Source organism: Nitrospiria bacterium (assembly GCA_036397255.1).
Lineage (GTDB): Bacteria > Nitrospirota > Nitrospiria > DASWJH01 > DASWJH01 > DASWJH01.
The window spans coordinates 1-20056 of sequence record DASWJH010000025.1; the positions used below are offsets into that span (position 1 = coordinate 1).

Consider the following 20056-nt stretch of genomic DNA (forward strand, 5'->3'; position numbering starts at 1 on the left):
AATCGCCCATGAAAACGGGGAAAAGTCAACGAATGTTGATGAAGCGTACTCGAAGATGCGAAAACAGGCGGACATCTGCGCACCATGGCGGTTCCCTCTGTCCAAGTTCAATCTAAATGCGCATTAAAATACAGACTCTAAATAATAAACCTTGCTTCGACACCCTTTTAGCGAGGAAATCCAATCACTCCCGCCTAGAAGGCGGGGTCCTCTTGCTTGAGTCGCAGGTGGGAATCTACCCAGCGAGCGAGAGGGGAAGGCTCCATCCGGCTTTGCCGGTGGAGGGGCGACGCTAGCCCCAAAAAATAGAAAGGAGTATGCACCATGAAGTTTAGACCGCTTCAGGATTGGACGTTGATTCGGCCCAATCTCGCTTCAGAAAAAACCTCCGGGGGAATATATATCCCCGATGCGGCACAGGAAAAACCACAGCACGGAGAAGTCCTGGCTATCGGAGAGGGGCGTTTTAAAGAAGAAAAAGATAAAAAAGGAAAGGTAACGGAAAAAAAATTCGAAAAAACCACACTGAAACCGGGAGACCGTGTTTTCTACGAAAAATATTCCGGGACCAAAATTGAAATTGATCATGAAGAGTTGGTTATGGTCCGTGAGGAAGATGTCCTTGGATATATCCAATAATCACATCCGCGGGTAGCCCCTGTCCCCGGGTCTACCCGGTTTGTTCCATGGTTGAACATCCAATCCAACCTTCATGCCTCTCGGGAAAAAGGTTGATACCAGGGAATTTCTCCCACCGTTCCGGCCTCAAAAACCGAAACCTTCATTTCCGACCTCGAACTAGAACGCTCCATCTCCGCTTCCAGTTCACCGTTGATCCAGGATATGCCCTCATTGATTGCCCTGGGATGAATCGGCCCCGGATAAAGGAGCAGATCATATCCGGAAATCATATTAAAAGAGGAATAAAAAATTCTATTCAAAGAGGCCTGTGTGACTTCGGGAAGTTGAACCCAGGAATCATTTAAAAACCCCTTTAAACCCGCGCCTTTGACCAAACAAAGAAGGGGAAGAATTCCCAACCGAGGTTCTTTTCCTTCATTCACGGGATGAACATAGGGCCCCATGGGGATCAACCGGGTTTGGACAAACATATTGGCTAGTTTGCCAGGCTCCCCTCTCAGTCCCCAATCCAAATATTCCTCCCTGGAAAGGGGGCGCTCTCCTAAAATAACGGGATATCCAAAATGATCGGAAAGGATCATTCGTAGGTCTTCTGGCTTTTCCAATTCCCAAAAAAAATCTTTGCCCTCTCGTTTGAGTCCATATAAACCGGTCATTACCAAAACCATTGGAACCGAATAGTCGGCTTTGGGCCCCTTTTTAAATGGTTTTCGAATCTTTTTGACCATAAACACCCAATAATGATGGAGTCCGTTTTTCAATATCATAACAGAACCATTGTAAGGGTGCATCCTGTTTCCTTTGCTACCCATTTTCATCAACATGGATACCCTAAAATTGTTCTCAAATATAGTCTCGGTTAGGGGGCGTCTTGACAACCTCCCTTCGGAGTGTGATAACGTTTAGCCTATAAAATTTTTTGGGGATTTAAAGGAGTCCTTTGTTATGAAAGCCATCGACATGCATGTTCATCCCGGAACCCGCGAATACCTGGTAGAAGGCGGGGGAAAATACATGGCCGATGCCATGCGGTATTTCCACAAACACGGAGAACCGGTCAGTATCGAAGAGATGGCAAACGTCTATCAAAAAGCGGACATGATGGCGGTCCTATTGGCTTGGGATGCGGAAACCCATACAGGGCTTCCCGCCGTCACCAATGATTTTGTAGCCGGTGTGGTCAAACGCTATCCCGAAACCTTTATCGGATTTGCCAGCATCGATCCCTGGAAGGGAAAGATGGCCATTCAGGAACTCGAACGAGCGGTCAAGTCACTGGGACTAAAGGGACTGAAGTGCCACCCGATTGCTCAGGCATTCTATCCCAATGACCGCCGGTTTTACCCGTTATGGGAAACCTGCGCGGGACTCAAAATCCCTCTTCTCCTTCACACCGGAACCACCGGAGTGGGTGCGGGCGTCCCCGGAGGAAACGGTCTTAAATTGGATTATGGCCGACCTATTCCCTACATCGATGATGTGGCCGCGGATTTCCCAAACTTGACCATTATCGGGGCCCATCCCTCATGGCCCTGGCAGGAGGAGATGCTGGCCATCGCTGTTCATAAAACCAATGTATACATCGATCTTTCGGGTTGGTCACCAAAATATTTTCCGCCATCTCTGGTCAAATACGCCAACACACTTTTACAGGACCGTGTTCTTTTTGGATCGGATTATCCATTCTTAACCCCTGAGCGCTGGGTGGCCGATTTTGAAAAAGCGGGATTCAAACCCGAAGTTCATGAAAAAATCATGCTTCTGAACGCGAAAAAATTGTTGAAGCTTTAAATCCATCCTTAATAGACCAATTACTAAAGCTATTCACATTGCTAAATAAAAGAACGGTTTTTTTCCTTTAATTCTAAAGGAACGTTTAAAGGAGTCAGGAATAATAAACCCTTCTACCTCCCTTTTGTCCCTCCTTACAAAGGAGGGAAATTCAAAAATTGAAAAAAAATCCTGGATTCCCGCTTGCGCGGGAATGATGGCATTTTGGAAACTTTTAAAACTTTTAAACAGGTATGATTCAGAAAAATATTTTAAACAATTTGAGTGAAAGATTTTCTCTCCATTTTTTTTCTTCCCGATTCAATACTTTCCCTCCTCCCTTTATGATAAGATCGACTAGATGCATCCTCCCGAAAGCAAAAAACTACACAGACCCAAAAAATCCCTGGGACAAAATTTTCTGGTCAGTACTGCGGTTGCGCAATCCATTGTAGACCTTGCCGAATGTGACGGGACCGATACCATCATTGAAATTGGCCCTGGACGGGGTATCCTGACCCGGCTTTTGGCCCCCCGTGTCAAACACCTGGTCGCCCTTGAATTTGATTCCCGCCTGACCGAACACCTTAAAAAAACATTTGAAGGCCAGTCCAATGTTGAAATCATTCAGGCCGATGCCCTTTCTTACCCGTTTGAGGAAATTCCCAAACCGTTTAAGGTGGTGGCCAACCTCCCTTACCATATTTCAACCCCCCTCTTGTTTCGATTACTGAAGGAACGGAATCGAATCTCCATCATGGTGCTCATGTTTCAGCGGGAGGTGGCCCGTCGCGTGGTCGCCGTTCCCGGAAAAAAAGATTACGGCTCCCTCTCCCTATCGGTTCAGTATCAGGCAGCGGTCCGGATGCCCCTCCGTGTAAGTCGAAAATCGTTTTACCCCAATCCCAAGGTAGAATCGGCGGTGGTGACCCTACAGCCTCATCCTTCTCCTCCCATTTGCCTTGCCAATGAAGACCTTTTTTTTAAAATGATCCGGTCGGTTTTTCAGCATCGACGTAAATCGATCAAAAACGCGTTAAAGGAAGGCGGGTTTGAGGAACCGGCGGTGTCGGATGCGCTCCTGAAAAGCCACTTGGACCCTCTTCGTCGACCTGAGACCCTTACGCTGTCCGAATTCGGCCTGCTGACGGATCATCTCTTTTTTTCTTTGAAGAAACTGTGATATAATCACCCCTTGAATATTTTTGGGGGCCAAATAGAGCATGACACAACTATCAAATAATTTAACCCCTTCACAGGACCTTCCGCTCAAGATCATTCCCTTGGGGGGCATCGGCGAAATCGGTCTGAACATGACCCTTTTTCAATGGGGGGAAGATATCCTGGTGGTGGACTGTGGACTGATGTTCCCGGATGCCGAAATGCTGGGAGTGGACATCATGATCCCCGACATGCGTTATATTCAGGAAAACCGCCAGAAAATCCGGGGTTTGGTGTTAACCCATGGACACGAAGACCATATCGGGGCCATTCCGTACTTCCTTCGAGAGGTCAATCCGCCCATCTACGGAACCCCTTTAACCTTAGGACTGGTTGCCGAAAAATTTCGCGAGCACGAACTTCCAGAAGACCCGAAACTGTTTCCCATTCAACCCAAAGACACCGTCCAGCTGGGCGCTTTTACCGTTGAATTTATACAGGTCACCCACAGTATCGTAGGCGGGGTTGGCCTCGGAATTACAACACCCGTCGGCCGGGTGGTTCATACAGGGGATTTTAAAATTGATCATACCCCTGTGGATGGAAAGGTTCCGGACCTGTCCACCTTTGGTGAATATGGCCGCAAGGGAACCTTGGCTCTTCTCTCCGACAGCACCAACGCCGAACGGAAGGGTTTCACTCCTTCGGAAAGTGAAGTGGGAAAAGCCTTCCAGGACGTTTTTGCACAGGCCCCTGGTCGCATCATCATTGCCACCTTCGCCTCCAACATTCATCGGATTCAACAAGCCGTCAACGCAGCGGTCCGGACCAACCGGAAGGTTTGCCTCAATGGAAAAAGCATGGTCAATAACGCTGCCATTGCGCTTCAGTTGGGCTACCTTCACATTCCTAAAGACGTCTGGCTTGAAATGGACGACATTCAAAACCTGCCCGATCAACAAGTGGTCCTGATCACTACGGGGAGCCAGGGAGAACCCATGTCCTCCCTTTTTAGGATGTCCACGGGGGAACACAAACAATTTCAAGTCCATGATGGGGATACCATCATTCTGTCCTCAAGGGTCATTCCCGGAAATGAGCGGGCCATCGGCCGGGTGATCAATAACCTTTTTCGCCAAGGAGCGAAGGTCATTTATGAAAGGGTTTCGGACATCCATGTGTCGGGCCACGCCAGCCAAGAGGAATTGAAGTTGATGATCAATTTGGTGAAGCCAACGTTTTTTATCCCCGTCCATGGGGAATACCGGCATCTGGTCCATCATTCCATTCTGGCCGAACAGCTTCAAATTCCAAAAGACCGAATTTTTATTCTTGAGGATGGTGATATCCTTGAACTCACGAAAGATAAAGGGATGAGGATTGGACAGGTCCCCGCCGGCCGTATCTATATTGCGGGCAAAGGTCAGGGACCCATGGATGAGGTCACCATCAAGGATCGGCAACGCCTGGGCCGTGATGGCCTTTTAATTGTTCTATTGAGAGTGAATAAAAAAACATGGGAGTTGACCCATACCCCGGAACTTTTTTCCATGGGATTCATGTCCGAAGAGGAATCCCCTGAGGTCCTGGAGGATCTCAAGCGACACATCCGGGAAACGTTTGAAAGTGTTATAGAAGAATTGAAAGAAGACGAAAATGCCTTAAAAACCCGGATTCGAAATAGTTTACGAAAATTTCTTTTTAAAAATTTGGAACGCCGGCCCATAGTCATTCCCATCCTATTAGATCAATAAAAAGGGGAAAGGTCATGGCATTGAACAGAAAGCGATGGAAACGGTTCCAAGAGATGTGGGGGGTCGTTTTATTTGGCATTTCCCTTTTTTTGGCCCTCAGCCTTCTCAGCTTCCACCCTTCGGACCCCTCTTTCACCTCCATTTCTTCCACCCCGGAAGTTAAAAACCTGACCGGTAGAATCGGTTCTTACCTGGCAGATTTCCTCCTTCAACTGTTTGGGGGAGCGGCTTTTCTATTCCCAATGGTCACCCTCATATTGGGATGGCGAAAATTCAAAGCCCAAGAACCCTCCCGAGGGCTCATGGAGATTTCCGGAGGAATCCTATTTTTGTTGGGGGTTGCCGCTCTGCTGGGTCTCCACCATGAAACCATAAAAGGATTGTGGAAAAATTTAACGGGTTCAGCGGGGGGAATCATTGGAAGCCTTTTTTCCTCTTTGCTGGTCAATAATATGGCCTGGATCGGGGCCCATTTATTTTTAGGGGCGATGATCACCTTATCCCTCCTGATGTGCACATCGATCTCCCTTCAAAAAGGTTTGGAGTTTTTCCCCGCTTTGTATCAAAGGTGCAAAGCCCTGTTGAAGGAGATCAAAACGGAATTTACCATCTCACGGGAGAAAAACCGACGATGGGAAAAACAGGTGATTCAAAAAGCGTTTCAATTCACTGAGAGAAAACCCAAAATCATTGAACAGGCTCCCCCTCCACCCCCACTCCCTCCCCCTGCCACGGAGCAGATTCCCTTCCAATTTGTAAAAGGAGCCAAAGGCCGTTTTCAACTTCCACCCCTTTCCCTTTTGGATGGACCCTCTTCTTCATCGGGGAAAACCTCCCGGGAAGAAATGCTCAAAAATGCCTCCCTCTTAGAAAAGAAGATTTTGGATTTCGGAATCGACGGCAAGGTCACCCAGGTTCACCCCGGGCCTGTCATTACCATGTATGAGTTTGAACCCGCACCGGGGGTTAAGGTGAACAAGATTGTGAACCTGTCCGATGACATTGCCCTGGCCATGAGGGCCATGTCGGTCCGAATTGTGGCCCCTCTTCCGGGAAAAGCCGTGGTGGGAATAGAAATTCCCAATTCCCAACGGGAGGAGGTCACCCTCAAAGAAATATTAACGCAAAAAGAACACCTGGCCGAACGCCCGGTCCTTCCCCTTGCACTGGGCAAGGATATTTTTGGCCAACCGATCATCACGGACCTTTCCGCCATGCCTCACCTTCTGGTGGCGGGGGCTACGGGATCGGGAAAGAGCGTTGCTTTAAACACCATGGTTTTAAGCCTCCTTTTTTCGGCGAGCCCTCAAGAAGTTCGTCTATTAATGATCGACCCCAAAATGCTGGAACTCTCTGCTTACGATGGGATCCCACACCTTATTGCTCCCGTAATCACTAAACCACGGGATGCTGCCCGTATGCTTCACCGCATGGTCATAGAAATGCAAGACCGGTATAAAAAGCTGGCTGAAATGGGGGTTCGTAATATTGAAAGCTACAACAAGGCCATTTCCTTAAAAGAAAATTCTAAATCGGCAAAATCAGACTCAAAGGAGACGGAAGAAAAAACCAACCCAGAAAAGCTTCCCTATCTGGTTATTATTATTGATGAGCTGGCCGATTTAATGTTTTCCGTTTCGTCGGAAGTAGAGGACTCCATTACCCGGTTGGCCCAAATGGCCCGGGCGGCGGGAATTCATTTGATTTTGGCCACACAACGGCCTTCCGTGGATGTTCTAACCGGCGTCATTAAAGCCAATTTCTCCGCACGTATTTCTTTTCAGGTCACCTCTAAAACCGACTCAAGAACCATTCTAGACACCAATGGTGCCGAAAATCTATTGGGAAGAGGAGATATGCTTTTTCTGACCCCCGGAACCGGAAAAATTACCAGAATTCACGGTTCCTTCGTCTCGGATATTGAAATTAAAAAGGTAACGGAATTTATCAAAAAACAAGCCCCCACCCAATATGAGGATCTTCTCCCTTCCCCCACGGATCAGGAATCCGGGCAAGAAAGCGAAAGGGATCAATTCTACGAACAAGCCATCGACTTAGTCACCACTACAGGACAGGCGTCCATATCCATGATTCAAAGACGTCTGCGCATCGGGTTTAATCGGGCCGCCCGTATGGTCGAAATGATGGAAGAGGATGGCATCGTTGGGCCCTCCATTGCGGGAAGGCCCCGAGAGGTCCTAGCCAAAGGATTTACCCGGGAGCAAGGTTAAACCATGGTGCGCTTGATGACTTGGAGGGGGAAATTCCACGCTTCAAACCAAAAGATGATTTTCCCTGTTTTCCTTTTCCTGTTCGGGTTCACCCCATCGGCCCAAGCGGTGACATTAGAAGAATTGATTGCCCAGGTTCAAAATACCTATGCCCAACTAAATGATCTTCAGGCGGATTTTACTCAAGAAACCGCCTTTGAAGGTTTCTCCACTACCCATCGTCTGGATGGCATCCTATATTTAAAAAAACCCACAAAAATGAGATGGGATTACCGCACCCCCAGCCAACAGCAGATTTTTTTAGAAGGGGAAAAATTTACCTATTATATTCCAGAGCACCAACAGGTAGTGATTTCCTCTTTAACCCAGGAAACAGCCCAAGAAATTCCCATCCATCTACTGGCCTCCCTTTCCACACTCCAAAGGGATTATACAGTCACCTGGAAAGAGGAGCCCACAGGTGAACCTCTTTCTTATCAACTTCGCCTTCACCCGAAACGAACCCAGGAGACCTCCCATGTAATTGTGGCGATTAATCCAAAGAGCCATTTTATTGAAAAAATGGAAGTGGCCTCTTTGAACGGGAACCGTTCAAGCTTTTCCTTTTCAAATATTAAAGTGAATCAAGGTATATCCGATTCTCTTTTCAATTTTTCGGTTCCGAAAGGGGTAGAAATCGTTTCTCCACCAAAACTGAATTAGGACATTCAGTTTTTTGAAGATGACCTTTTTTTTAGCATAAATGGGTCCCAAACCACCTTTTATTCACCCCTGATTCACAGGTTCTCCACCCAAATATCCACAATATTTAGTCTTACTTTTAAAAAAAACACAATATATAGAATTTTTTCTTGACTTCTTAAAGCCGCGTGCTATATTAGCGCCCTGGGTTAGGCCCCGGACAGCATTGTTCTTTCGAAAGGAAATTTCGTCCATCTGATCCAAGGCAAAATATACTCCAAAATTTTCTTTGCCTGTCCCAGTAAAAAAACAAGCTCTACATCTTGTGAAATCAAGTTCAATCCATCATTTTTGAAATGACTTATAAAAACCCTTTTTAGATTAGGAGGAGATATTCATGGAGACCCTTCAAGATTTTCATTCTTCGGGCGATTCTCTGCAACCAATGGAAAAGCACTACCCCCGGTCACCTGTTTCATCCCAAGAGTCTGAACCTCTCTCTGCTAATGCACACCGGGTTTTGGAAAAAAGGTATCTATTGAAAGATGAAACGGGGAAGGTCGTGGAGAAACCCGATGAGCTCTTTCGTAGGGTTGCCAAAAATATCGCGTCTGCCGACCTCCAATACGGTAAAACCAGTACGGAGGCGGTAGAGGAAGCCTTTTACCAGATCATGCGGTCACTTGAATTTCTTCCCAACTCTCCCACACTGATGAATGCGGGTAGAGAGCTACAGCAGCTTTCGGCCTGTTTTGTTCTTCCGGTTGAAGATTCAATGGAGGGAATTTTTGAAACCGTCAAACAAGCCGCCATTATTCACAAAACGGGGGGAGGAACGGGCTTTGCTTTTTCCCGCCTTCGCCCAAAGGAAGACATGGTCCGAACCACTGGGGGAGTGGCTTCGGGACCAGTTTCTTTTATGAAGGTTTTTAATCATGCAACAGAAGCCGTCAAGCAGGGAGGTACCCGACGTGGGGCCAACATGGGAATTCTAAGGGTAGATCATCCTGATATTCTTGAATTTATCCAATGTAAAGCCGATAAAAAAGAAATAACCAATTTTAATATCAGCATTGCCATCACGGACCGTTTTATGGAAGCCTTTCAAAAAGGGGAATCCTATGACCTCATTAATCCTCGAACCCAACAAATCGTTCGCCAGTTGAATGCCCGTGAGGTCATGGACCTCATTGCTCACAACGCATGGTTGACCGGGGAACCGGGCCTTTTCTTTATTGATGCAACGAATCGCACAAACCCCACACCCCACATCGCTGAAATGGAAGCCACCAACCCTTGCGGCGAGCAGCCGCTCCTGCCCTATGAATCCTGCAATCTAGGCAGCATTAATCTGGAAAAACATATGTACAGCGTTGGAGGAAGGCTTTCAATTGACTGGGTCAAATTGGGCCAGACCATCCGGACCTGTGTTCATTTTCTTGATAATGTGATCGACATGAACCGTTATCCCATCCCCGAAATCGAGGAAATCACCAAAGCCAATCGAAAAATTGGCCTGGGTATTATGGGGTTCGCGCGAATGCTGTTTAAGCTGGGCACTCCTTATGATTCAGAAGAAGGCATTCAAACGGGACGTCGGGTCATGAAGTTTATCCATGATATCGGTTACGAAGCATCAACCCAATTGGCTGAGGAGCGGGGAGTCTATGCCAACTGGAAAAATTCCATGCATGATCGAATGGGTTACCGGTTGAGAAATTCTTACGTCACCACGGTGGCACCCACAGGAACACTGTCCATGATCGCAGACACCTCCGGTGGGTGTGAGCCGGAATTTAGTCTGATTTGGTACAAAAATGTAATGGATGGAGAACACCTTCCCTATGTTCAGGAGGAATTTATCCAAACCGCCAAAGCCGAAGGGTTTTGGAACAAGAACCTTCTTGAGAAAATACAAGCCAACCACGGATCGGTCAGAGGGCTTTCCGAAGTTCCCAAAAAGTGGCAGGATATTTATGCCACCTCCCACGATATTGCACCCGATTGGCATGTCCGAATGCAAGCCGCTTTTCAGGAGTATTCAGACAGTGCCGTTTCCAAAACCATCAACCTCCCAGAGAAGGCATCCGTAGAGGATGTTAAAAAAGCCTATCTCCTGGCTTTTAAGTTGGAATGTAAAGGGATCACGGTTTACCGCGATGGCAGTCGGGACGAACAGGTTATGAATGTGGGAAAATCTAAAAAAGGGGAGGTCCTGGAAACCCGGGATAGGGAAAAAGCAGAACCATCAAGAGATGCAGAGCTCAGTCCAGAAACAGTCACTCCGTCAAAAATTAAGCCTAGGCCCTATAAACGGACTGGGACCACGGTCAGTAAAGAAACACCCTTTGGGACAGCCCATATCACCATGAACACCGATGAGGATGGCCCGGCAGAGGTATTTATTACCATTGGAAAAGCCGGGAGTGATGTGATGGCCATGGCTGAAGGTTATGGGCGGTCCATTTCGCTTTATATGAGAACGCCTTCACCGCTCTCCAGAAAAGATAAGGTCCGTGAACTGGTCAACCAACTCAAGGGAATCGGGGGATTTAGAACCATCGGCTTTGGTGGAAACCGTGTGTCTTCTCTTCCCGATGCAATCGCACGGGCTTTAGAGGAGCATTGGCTTCTGGAGGAAGAAGTGGGTGAGCAGGTGCCCTCACTATCGGGAAATAAACCTTCTCTGCACTCAAATGGTAGAAAAGGAAACGGCCCCGCTGCCTATCTTACCGGAAACATATGCCCGGATTGCCATATGCTGTTAACCCGGGAGGAGGGTTGCCAAAAATGCCTGGCCTGCGGGTTTTCGGAATGCTAATAACCTTAAAATCTTAGTTAGTTTTAAAGTGCCCCCTAGTGTCCTGTCCCGGGAAAACTTTGAATAAATTAAGGCCGTCATTCCCGCGCAAGCGGGAATCCAGAGTTTTAAAAAACAAAAGAATCCCCCTAATTCCCAGGAATCTGGCTCATGGCAAATAGTGCGAGGTGGGTGGGAATGATATCAATGTAATTCAGGTTATTGGGGAATTTACCCCCTTTCCCTATTTTCCCTAAAACTAGCCAATTCTCTAAATCCAATCACAGACTTTAACTGAACAATTCACTCCAAACCTAACCATAGACAACCTAAATCCCGCCCGCGATCAATACCGCTTCCTTCCTTAAGTCAATATTTGAGAAAATCTTATAAATGGTGTAGATTTCAACAGGAAATGATCCAATGAAAAACGGGACCTTTCAAAAGAAAATCCACTCCGATTACTGCAAGGCCATTATAAATGGTAAGAAAAATGCTCAGTGGATTCTTTGCGATTTTCCTTTTCCTTATCCTCTTTAGCCTTTTTGGCCTCCTCGTTTCGATCCGACCCCCACGAATCCATTCTCATGTTCACCCCGCTCAATATGTCTCATCTTTTGAGGATATTACCCTTAAGACGTCAGATGGCCTGGCATTAAAAGGATGGTTCATCCCGCAACCAAAGTCAGATAAAGTAATCGTGGCACTTCATGGATATCCCGCGGATAAAGGCGATATTCTACCAGGGCTGTTTTTTTTAAATAAGGATTTCAATTTACTTTTTTTTGATTTTCGTTATTTTGGTGAGAGTGAAGGATTCATAACGACCGTAGGAGCCCGGGAAGTAAGGGATCTTTTGGCCTCCCTCGAATTTTTAAAGACCCGTGGGTTTCATAAGATTGGGGTGTGGGGATTTTCCTTGGGTGGTGCCGTGGCGCTGATGAGGGCTGATCATTCTAGCGATATCAAAGCAATTGTTTCGGAATCTGCCTATGCAGAGCTCTCTTTAATGGCCAGGGAGACTTATCGCCATCTCTTAATCTTGAAATACCCTTTGGGCTTATTGACGGGAATTTGGGCAAAGCTCCTCTTGGGAGTGAATATTTATGATGTCTCTCCGGTAAAGAAGATTAAAAATAGTCAGAATCCCATTCTCATCATTCACTCCACCACTGACCAGGTTATTCCGTTCTCACATGCTCTTCTTTTAAAGGAGGCTCTTGGGAACAATCCAAAGGCAGAATTTTGGTTTAGGGAGGGGTTAAGCCACGGTCAGTTGGGAACAGAATACGAAAATCGGATTCGGGGTTTCTTTCAAAAATATCTTTAGAGATTTTCTATCCAGAAGAAGGAAAAAATCACTGAGTCTGCGAGAAGTGAAGGAGGTTGAAATCCTTCCCGAAGCATTGAACCTTGAATGATTCCCTTGATACAAGATTTTATTTGAAAATAAAACAAGGGTCGGACCAAGCTAACCTATTAAATGGAAAATAAAAATCAAAAATACACGCACTTTCCTGCCTTAAAACACCTTTTTAAATTCCAAAAAACCCGGTTAACCCAAATTTACCCTCCATTGTTTTCACTTTTAATCAAAACTTCAATCCCGTACATTGGAACGATCCCTGATTCTGAAGCTTTGAAAAATCCAAAGAAAGTTTAATAAAAAAAACCCGTTAAATCTTTTGATTATAGATAGATGGAAAAATCTTTTGACCCTTTAAAAATGCTGAAAATTGGGTGTTTGAATTTCCAAGAATTTAAGAGTATCCTTCCCAAAGTTTAAAAAGTTTAAAATGTTATATCACCTGGGAATATTAAACAGAAGGATTGAATTCCAAATCAATTCAGTTGGATAGACCCTTTCAAACAGGTTTTGCGAACAATTAGGAGCGTGTCATGAATACAGGGCTAATTATTGCGGCCATTATCCTTTTAATCTTCCTGGTCTTCATGTTCCGGATCGTTCCGGAATACCAACGAATTGTGATCCTCCGACTAGGGCGCGTACTTCCAAACCCCAAAGGTCCGGGCATTGTGATCGTTATACCCATCATTGATGTTGCGATAAGAGTAGACCTGAGAGAAAAGTTCTTTGAGATTCCACAGCAAACCTGCATTACCAAAGACAATGCCCCCATTTCTATTGATTTTCTGATCTATTCTCGTGTAACGGATCCTACTTCAAGTGTCATTCAGGTACAAGATTTCGCAGGGGCTTCTCAAGGGATTGCCACAACAACTTTACGTGCAGTCGTTGGCGATATTCCGCTAGATGATGTTTTGGCCCGACGAGATCAAATCAACCGGATTCTGCAATCAAAGATGGACGAGGTGACACAGCGTTGGGGGGTCAAGATTACCGGGGTGGAAATTCGGGAAATTACCCCACCGAAAGAAGTCCAGGATGCAATGACTCGACAGATGTCTGCGGAACGAGCGCGCAGGGCAACGGTGACCGAGGCAGAGGGACAGAAACAGGCGGCGATTGCTGTGGCGGAAGGTGTAAAACAGTCTGACATCCTAAAGGCTGAAGGAGAGCGACAGGCGGCTATCCTTCGTTCCGAAGGATTCGCATTAGCATTGGGAAAAATTTTTGAGGTAGCCCGGGGAGTGGATGAAAAAACCTTAAGCCTTCAGTACCTGGAAACCTTAAAATCTTTAGGAAGTAGCCCATCCACCAAATTTATCTTCCCAATGGAATTTAGTAATATGTTAAATACCTTTTTGGATAGTACCAAAAAGAGCTTCAAGAAGGAATAAGGTCTACTTTCAGGAAAGATCCAATCAAAATAATTCGTTTTGGGTCAGGTTGAGTCAGCGGGCACTTCCCTGTTTAGTGGGCTCAGAATTGTACTCATCTCGGAAATTTGTAGAATTCAAGGAATGTCGAACAAACAGGATTAACCAAGGTGTGGAGTACTTCCTGTACTAAACAACTTTGAAGTCTATCCCAGAATACAATATTTCTTTTCGGTAATCGCTAAACTTCTCTCCTGTGGGTCTTAAGCATTAGTAGGAGGTGAAATGGGTGGAAGAACCTGAGATCTCAGGGATTGACAGATTAGGTGGGTTTTACTTTTTTACAACTTTTTAATATTCTATTTTCCTTTAATAATATTTTCGATCTGAAGAAGCGCTTCCCGGCCGGAATCCTTCATCACACTTTGATACAAATTCTCATCGGCGTAATGGGACCCATCGGAGTGAATCCCGCTTTTTTTCAGTGAGGTCTCTTTTTCATCCCACGCCTTAAGGCAGGCTTTAGCGATGATTTTACTCAATGGTTGAGGGTTGTAGAGCATTTTCTTAATGGCAAGTGGGTTTAATGAGAGAGGGTTATAACCCTGGTAGAGATACCCTTCATCAATTAAACGCTGTTCAAAGCCCGTGTGGGGCTGAACGCCTAAGAAAAAGAGGGTTGGAAAGACCCTCTCCTCCCCCATGATTCCCGCAATTTTACGATAAGACCCAACGCTTTGAAGAAGGCCCTCCTCAGAATCACCGGGAGAATTCAGGGAATAGTTCAAGATCAGTTTCCCGGTAAACCCAGCCTCTTTTAGGTAACGGCAGCCCTCGTAAAGCTTTTCAACACTAAATCCCATATGCAGTTCATTAATGACTTTTTGGGATCCCGAAGTAATGGATACCTCCAGATCCCCCACACCGGAACGGACCATCAATTTTGCCAAATCCCGTGTAATCATACTGGTCCGTACATATCCGCTCCACTCAATATCAAACCCTTCTCTAATAATCCGCTCGAGCATTTCGGTGCATTGGGGATAGGCCTCCCGTCCGGTTATAAATTGTGCATCCGTAAACCAAAACCGCCGGTTTCCCCACAGCTCATAATGTTGCCTGAGATCCGCAATCACATCTACCGGGGGACGGTATCGAACCTGCCTCCCTTCTAAATAAGGATATTCACAGAATTGACAATCGTAGGGGCACCCCCGCTTGGTTTGAATCCCGATATTATCATTCTGATAAGCCGGGTATTCCGGGAAAATGCTGGAGAGGTAGGGTAAATTGAGGACCATTCCCTCAACAGGAAAATAGTTTTGGCGGTCCCCTTTGATGACCTCTTTCCCGCGACGGAGAATATACCGTTCATCGGATAGGTCTTTGCCCTCCACCATTTTCAGAACCGCCCCTTCCCCTTCTCCTAAAATGCCGATGGTTCCTTCCGGTAATCGTTGAATCAATTGTTCGGCAAAAACCCCAAAGGCCCCTCCCCCGATCATCATTTTTTTTTCTGGGAAATGCCGGTGTATCTGCCAGGGATAAGAAAGATTCTCGCGGATCCCCTTGTAATAAGATAAAAGGAACTGAAGCCCTTTTAAAGAAGCGCCAATACGCTTGATCGGATTTTGAGAGTAATAAAAATTAAACGCATATTTGAGCGAGGCATCTCCCTCGTGAGGAGCAAACACCTGAATATCACGCCATGAAAAAAGGATTAAATCGGGATTAAAATCCCCAACGGTTTTTAATAGATTTTCCCGTCGTTTCCTTTTGGGAATCAGGGAGAGGTCCAGAATTTTTTGTTGAACCTCTGGATGATGCTGATGGACATGGTGGGCCAGATAGGTTAGGCCAACAGGATAAACCTTTTTACATGGCAACCAGATATAAAGAACCGATCGAACCGAAGACATTTAAAACTCCATGGATCCCGAAAAATAAAATGTACCCTTATGGGTACCACGACTGGATTCAATTTTTCAACAAAGATTTTTCCAGGAAGTGCGATTTGAAAAATCCCCGGGGAAAAGTGATACAGGCAGACGGTTTAAGGGGGAAAGAAAACAAACCCGATTCTAGGGTTTCACACCCTGATGAATGGCCACGATCCCCCCCGACAAGTTGGTATATGCAACATCGGTAAAACCGATCTGCTGGATCATGGCTTTCAACGCCTCTTGATCCGGAAAATGGCGGATGGAATCCGGTAAATAATTGTAAACCCCGGTCTGATCTTTTGAAACCCTCTCTCCGATCTTGGGCAATATCGTAAAGGAATACAGGTGATACAGGCCCCGGAGCATCCCATTCACAGGCCGAGAAAATTCCAAACAGACCAATTTCCCACCGGGTCGAAGAACCCGAAAAATCTCCCTAAAAGCCTGTGGTATGTCCACCACATTTCGGATACCAAATCCAACGGTGGCCGCTGCGAATACATCGTTTGGAAAACAAAGGGATTCCGCATTTCCCTCCACCAGCCTAATCCGGTGGGATAGGCCTTGCTGGTTAATTTTTTTCTTCCCGCAGGAGAGCATTTCCCGGTTTAAATCCAGCGCTGTGATCTTCCCTTTTTCTCCTGCCTCAACCCCCAGCCGTAAGGCAATATCCGCCGTCCCAGAACAGAGATCCAGAACGCGATCCCCTTCCTGGATTCCCGCTTTCCGAACCGCTAACCGCTTCCAGTAGTGATGGAGCCCAAAACTCAATAGAGTATTATTCAAATCATAGGAGGGGGCAATGGAGGAAAACATCCGCTGCACGGTTTGCTCTTTAGTGTGGGCAGGCGGTTGGAAATCTTTCACTTTGAAACCAAAAGAATCCGTTGAGCCAAACACGCCGCCCCAAATCCATTATCAATGTTCATGACGGCGATCCCATTGGCACAGGAGTTCAGCATGGTTAACAGGGCGGAAAACCCTCCCAGACCGGTTCCGTATCCCGTACTGGTGGGAACGGCAATTAAGGGAATGCGAACCATCCCCCCAATCACGCTGGGGAGTACCCCATCCATTCCCGCCACCACGATGATGACCCGGGCCTTGAATAGAAGTTTCTTTCGATCCAAAAGACGATGAATACCAGCCACCCCCACATCATACAGGGTTTCAACAGAATAGCCCAAAAATTCTAACGTAACCTTCGCCTCCTCCGCAACAAAAAGATCGGAAGTCCCCGCGGTAATAATGAGAATTCCTGATTTTCCTTTCCGTTTTCTTTTTGGGCCGAAGGAAACGGTCACCGCCCGTGCCTCTGGATGATATTTTGCTTTTGGGATGAACCGTTGAATGGCGTGAAACACCCCCTCCTCTGCTCGTGTGGCCAAAAGGGGGGTTTGGTGTTTCACCAGGGTTTGGGCGATCTCGGTAATATGTTGAATACTTTTCCCCGGACAGTAAATCACCTCGGGAAAACCCTGACGGAGGGAGCGATGATGATCCACCGAAGCAAACCCTAGGCTCTCGTAAGGCAAGTCTTTGAGTTGAGACAAGACCTCATTCGAATCGATTTTTCCTTGTTTATAACGCTGAAGTAGACTTTTTAAACGTTTGGGGGTCATGAATGGGGATACCGGGTTCAAACACTTTCTACGATAGGATAGGCCAAACTGGTTACATGGTGATTGATCCGCTTCAAATTGGTTAAAATATCTAAATGGAGCGCGCTGGTTTCAATGGATTCTCGCAACCCTTGGTGAAGGCGTTCGATATGAGCCTGGCGGAGACCTCTTTCGTGGTGGTTGATTGAAACTTTTTCTTGGATCACCCGTTGGGCCAATTCCATATCTTGACTCGCAAACGCCGAAAGGGCAAGTTCAAAATTTCGGGAAACCATACCATGAAACTCCACAATTTCTTTTAATCCCTGCTCAGAAAATTTCAATCCTTGATATATTTTCTTCTTTCCAATATCCATTAGGTTTTTATCGATAATATCCCCAATATTTTCTAAATCACTGATGAGTGCAAGCAGCGCCACCTCCCGCTCGGATTGATCTTCCGATAAGGATTTGGAGGAAAGCTTGGTTAAATAAAGCTTGATCTCCCGGTCCAGCAGGTCAACCCAATCATCCCTTTTCTCGATATCTTCCAATAAGTCCTGATTATTCTCCTGAAAAACTTTCACGGTATCTTTCATCATTTCTTGAACCACATCCGCCATTCGGAGGGCTTCCCGGGTCGCCAATCCAAGGGCAATAGAGGGGGAATCCAACACATGGGGATCCAGGTATTTGGGTCTTAATTTACGATTGAGATCGGGTTGCTCCGGAACCATCCGGGTGACCAGCAAGGCCAGCGGGGTCGCAAAAGGAAGAAAAAGAGCGGTAATCCCAATATTAAAAAGGGTATGGGCATTTGCAATTTGCCGAGGAACCGAAGCGCTGATTGACACCACCCCCTGCTCAAACAAACCCATAAATGGAAAAACCACCAAAACCCCTAAAACTTTAAACAGGGTATGCGCCACCGCAACCCGCTTGGCTTCCGTATTTCCCCCCATGCTAGCCACCAACGCCATTGCGCAGGTTCCCACATTGGCCCCTAAAATAATCGGTATGGCAGATGAAAGGGGCATTAACCCTTGTGACGCAAAGGCAAGGGCAATGCCGATGACCGCCGCACTGCTGTGCATGATGGCGGTTAAAATGGCCGCCAGAATAACCCCCCAAATGGGGCTTTCGCTTAACTGAAAAAGGAGATCCCTGGCTAAATCACTTTCGCGCAAAGGAATCATGGAATCGGAAAGGGTTTTAAGGGCCAAAAAGATAAATCCAAAACCCAAAATGGTAAGACCCGATGAGCGCAACTTTCGCTGTTTCCCTAGGAAAAAGAGGGCGAAACCCAATGCAATCATGAGTAGGGAATAATCGAAAACCTGAAAGGCGATGAGCTGAACGGTTAATGTGGTTCCGATATCAGCCCCGAGAATAATGGCAATGGTTTGCCTAAGGGTGATGAGTCCCGCACTGGTAAACCCCACCAACATGACCGTGGTTGCACTACTGCTTTGAAGAATTCCGGTAATGGCAGCTCCGATGCCCACACCGAGAAAACGGTTTCGTGTCACGGTACCCAGGATTTGTCGAAGACGACCTCCCGCCACATCTTGGAGGCCTTTGCCGGTAAGGTGCAACCCGTAAAGGAGTAAGGCAATTCCTCCCAAAAGACCAAAAATCATCGGTTGAATCCCGTTCAATCCGCCCCCGTTTCATCCCCTGGAGGCCCCTCCATGAGACTACGCAAAGCTTTTTGAGGATCTTTTCCCTCGAAAAGAAGAGCGTGAACCTGGGAAACAATAGGCATGCGGACCTGGAACTTTTGGGCTAACCGATGGGCGGCCTGGGTGGTTCGGACCCCCTCGGCCACCATATGCATTTCCTGAAGAATCGTTTGTAAAGCAACCCCTTCACCCAACCGAAAACCCACCCGCCGATTTCGGCTGAGCTCACCGGTACAGGTTAATATGAGATCCCCGATTCCCGATAGGCCGTAAAAGGTCTGTTGCTCCCCCCCCATGGCTGTTCCCAACCGCGTGATTTCAAGAAGCCCCCTTGTAATTAATGCCGCACGGCTGTTAAAACCCAATCCCAATCCGTCTGCAACACCCGCCGCAATGGCCATCACGTTTTTGAGCGCCCCTCCGATTTGCACGCCAACCAGATCACTGCTGGTGTAGACTCGAAAACAGGGAGTGGTAAAAACCCCTTGGAGTTCTTGGGCCACCGAATTATTTTCTGAGGCTAATGTGACTAAAGTGGGTGAACCCTGGGCGACTTCCCGCGCAAAACTGGGTCCGGAAAGGACAGCAAGATACGGGTGGACCGAAGAGGGAAGCGTCTGTTTCATCACATCGGTCATGAGAGACAGGCTATCCGTTTCAATTCCCTTGGTCGCACTGACAATGGGAACCGGTTGAGAAAGAAGCGGGGCAAGGGTAGAGAGAACACCCCTTGCAAAATGAGAGGGAACTGAAAAAACAAGAAGGGAGGAATCCTCCAGGGCTTCCTCCAATGAGTTGGTAACATGAAGAGAAGGGTTTAAATAAATTCCTGGAAGAAAGGTTTCATTTTCCCTTTTTTCCAAAATTTGTCGGACCACCTCTTTTTCGAACACCCAAAGGCGGACCACATATCCTTTCTCTATGAGGAGATGGGCTAAAGCGGTTCCCCAACTTCCTCCTCCAATTACTGATAGGGTTTTCTGGGACAAGGGTAGACCTCAAATTTAGGAAAAGCATCTATATTATAAAGGAGCAAAAAAGAGTGTCAA

At 46.7% G+C, this 20056-nt stretch carries 15 protein-coding genes; 9 read left to right on the forward strand and 6 right to left on the reverse strand.

Annotated features, from left to right (window positions below; all coding sequences use genetic code 11):
- Positions 1 to 324 precede the first annotated feature (324 nt).
- Positions 325 to 639 carry a co-chaperone GroES gene (locus VGB26_03445; protein HEX9756837.1) on the forward strand — a complete coding sequence of 105 codons (315 nt, stop codon included), beginning with the start codon at positions 325 to 327 and terminating at the stop codon, positions 637 to 639.
- Positions 640 to 710: 71 nt separating this feature from the next.
- Here the strand turns inward: VGB26_03445 and VGB26_03450 are convergent, their stop codons facing one another.
- The gene (locus VGB26_03450; protein ID HEX9756838.1) at positions 711 to 1433 is read right to left on the reverse strand and encodes a hypothetical protein; all 723 of its coding nucleotides are present in this window, start codon (positions 1431 to 1433) and stop codon (positions 711 to 713) included.
- Positions 1434 to 1587: 154 nt separating this feature from the next.
- Between VGB26_03450 and VGB26_03455 the strand changes: the two genes are divergently transcribed.
- The 8 genes from VGB26_03455 to VGB26_03490 all read left to right on the forward strand — a co-directional run bounded on the left by VGB26_03455 (position 1588) and on the right by VGB26_03490 (position 13802).
- Complete coding sequence (locus VGB26_03455) at positions 1588 to 2433, forward strand: amidohydrolase family protein (GenBank protein HEX9756839.1); 846 nt, start codon at positions 1588 to 1590, stop codon at positions 2431 to 2433.
- A gap of 340 nt (positions 2434 to 2773) precedes the next feature.
- Positions 2774 to 3595: a 16S rRNA (adenine(1518)-N(6)/adenine(1519)-N(6))-dimethyltransferase RsmA gene (gene rsmA, locus VGB26_03460; GenBank protein HEX9756840.1), complete on the forward strand. Its 822-nt coding sequence runs from the start codon at positions 2774 to 2776 to the stop codon at positions 3593 to 3595.
- Positions 3596 to 3635: 40 nt separating this feature from the next.
- Entirely contained in the window at positions 3636 to 5327 is a 1692-nt protein-coding gene (locus VGB26_03465; GenBank protein HEX9756841.1) for a ribonuclease J, read from the forward strand.
- Positions 5328 to 5341: 14 nt separating this feature from the next.
- Positions 5342 to 7558, forward strand: a complete 2217-nt coding sequence (locus tag VGB26_03470; protein HEX9756842.1) for a DNA translocase FtsK — start codon at positions 5342 to 5344, stop codon at positions 7556 to 7558.
- Positions 7559 to 7573: 15 nt separating this feature from the next.
- Positions 7574 to 8260 (forward strand): outer membrane lipoprotein carrier protein LolA, encoded by a 687-nt coding sequence (locus tag VGB26_03475; protein ID HEX9756843.1) that lies wholly within the window; start codon positions 7574 to 7576, stop codon positions 8258 to 8260.
- 424 nt (positions 8261 to 8684) lie between these two features.
- Complete coding sequence (locus VGB26_03480) at positions 8685 to 11060, forward strand: vitamin B12-dependent ribonucleotide reductase (protein ID HEX9756844.1); 2376 nt, start codon at positions 8685 to 8687, stop codon at positions 11058 to 11060.
- A gap of 472 nt (positions 11061 to 11532) precedes the next feature.
- A complete protein-coding gene (locus VGB26_03485; protein ID HEX9756845.1) occupies positions 11533 to 12369 on the forward strand; it encodes an alpha/beta fold hydrolase in 837 nt (278 codons plus the stop codon).
- Positions 12370 to 12938: 569 nt separating this feature from the next.
- Positions 12939 to 13802: an SPFH domain-containing protein gene (locus VGB26_03490; protein HEX9756846.1), complete on the forward strand. Its 864-nt coding sequence runs from the start codon at positions 12939 to 12941 to the stop codon at positions 13800 to 13802.
- A 338-nt stretch (positions 13803 to 14140) separates the two neighbouring features.
- Here VGB26_03490 and VGB26_03495 read toward each other — a convergent pair whose 3' ends face one another.
- The 5 genes from VGB26_03495 to VGB26_03515 form a co-directional block, all read right to left on the reverse strand.
- Positions 14141 to 15700: a radical SAM protein gene (locus VGB26_03495; protein ID HEX9756847.1), complete on the reverse strand. Its 1560-nt coding sequence runs from the start codon at positions 15698 to 15700 to the stop codon at positions 14141 to 14143.
- A 162-nt stretch (positions 15701 to 15862) separates the two neighbouring features.
- Positions 15863 to 16591, reverse strand: a complete 729-nt coding sequence (gene ubiE, locus VGB26_03500) for a bifunctional demethylmenaquinone methyltransferase/2-methoxy-6-polyprenyl-1,4-benzoquinol methylase UbiE (GenBank protein ID HEX9756848.1) — start codon at positions 16589 to 16591, stop codon at positions 15863 to 15865.
- Positions 16588 to 17346 (reverse strand): nickel pincer cofactor biosynthesis protein LarB, encoded by a 759-nt coding sequence (gene larB, locus VGB26_03505; GenBank protein HEX9756849.1) that lies wholly within the window; start codon positions 17344 to 17346, stop codon positions 16588 to 16590. The genes ubiE and larB overlap by 4 nt, the downstream gene beginning before the upstream one ends.
- A 17-nt stretch (positions 17347 to 17363) precedes the next feature.
- Positions 17364 to 18983 carry a Na/Pi cotransporter family protein gene (locus VGB26_03510; GenBank protein ID HEX9756850.1) on the reverse strand — a complete coding sequence of 540 codons (1620 nt, stop codon included), beginning with the start codon at positions 18981 to 18983 and terminating at the stop codon, positions 17364 to 17366.
- Positions 18980 to 19996: an NAD(P)H-dependent glycerol-3-phosphate dehydrogenase gene (locus VGB26_03515; GenBank protein ID HEX9756851.1), complete on the reverse strand. Its 1017-nt coding sequence runs from the start codon at positions 19994 to 19996 to the stop codon at positions 18980 to 18982. Before VGB26_03515 ends, VGB26_03510 begins: the two co-directional genes overlap by 4 nt.
- Between the last annotated feature and the right edge of the window lie 60 nt (positions 19997 to 20056).

What these genes read in the sequence shown, in the direction of transcription:
- VGB26_03450 (HEX9756838.1), bottom strand. Translation starts at nt 1,433, where the DNA reads ATGCACCCTTACAATGGTTCTGTTATGATATTGAAAAACGGACTCCAT.
- VGB26_03445 (HEX9756837.1), top strand. Translation starts at nt 325, where the DNA reads ATGAAGTTTAGACCGCTTCAGGATTGGACGTTGATTCGGCCCAATCTC.
- VGB26_03470 (HEX9756842.1), top strand. Translation starts at nt 5,342, where the DNA reads ATGGCATTGAACAGAAAGCGATGGAAACGGTTCCAAGAGATGTGGGGG.
- VGB26_03475 (HEX9756843.1), top strand. Translation starts at nt 7,574, where the DNA reads ATGACTTGGAGGGGGAAATTCCACGCTTCAAACCAAAAGATGATTTTC.
- VGB26_03465 (HEX9756841.1), top strand. Translation starts at nt 3,636, where the DNA reads ATGACACAACTATCAAATAATTTAACCCCTTCACAGGACCTTCCGCTC.
- VGB26_03455 (HEX9756839.1), top strand. Translation starts at nt 1,588, where the DNA reads ATGAAAGCCATCGACATGCATGTTCATCCCGGAACCCGCGAATACCTG.
- VGB26_03480 (HEX9756844.1), top strand. Translation starts at nt 8,685, where the DNA reads ATGGAAAAGCACTACCCCCGGTCACCTGTTTCATCCCAAGAGTCTGAA.
- VGB26_03490 (HEX9756846.1), top strand. Translation starts at nt 12,939, where the DNA reads ATGAATACAGGGCTAATTATTGCGGCCATTATCCTTTTAATCTTCCTG.
- VGB26_03495 (HEX9756847.1), bottom strand. Translation starts at nt 15,700, where the DNA reads ATGTCTTCGGTTCGATCGGTTCTTTATATCTGGTTGCCATGTAAAAAG.
- VGB26_03485 (HEX9756845.1), top strand. Translation starts at nt 11,533, where the DNA reads ATGCTCAGTGGATTCTTTGCGATTTTCCTTTTCCTTATCCTCTTTAGC.
- rsmA (HEX9756840.1), top strand. Translation starts at nt 2,774, where the DNA reads ATGCATCCTCCCGAAAGCAAAAAACTACACAGACCCAAAAAATCCCTG.
- larB (HEX9756849.1), bottom strand. Translation starts at nt 17,346, where the DNA reads ATGACCCCCAAACGTTTAAAAAGTCTACTTCAGCGTTATAAACAAGGA.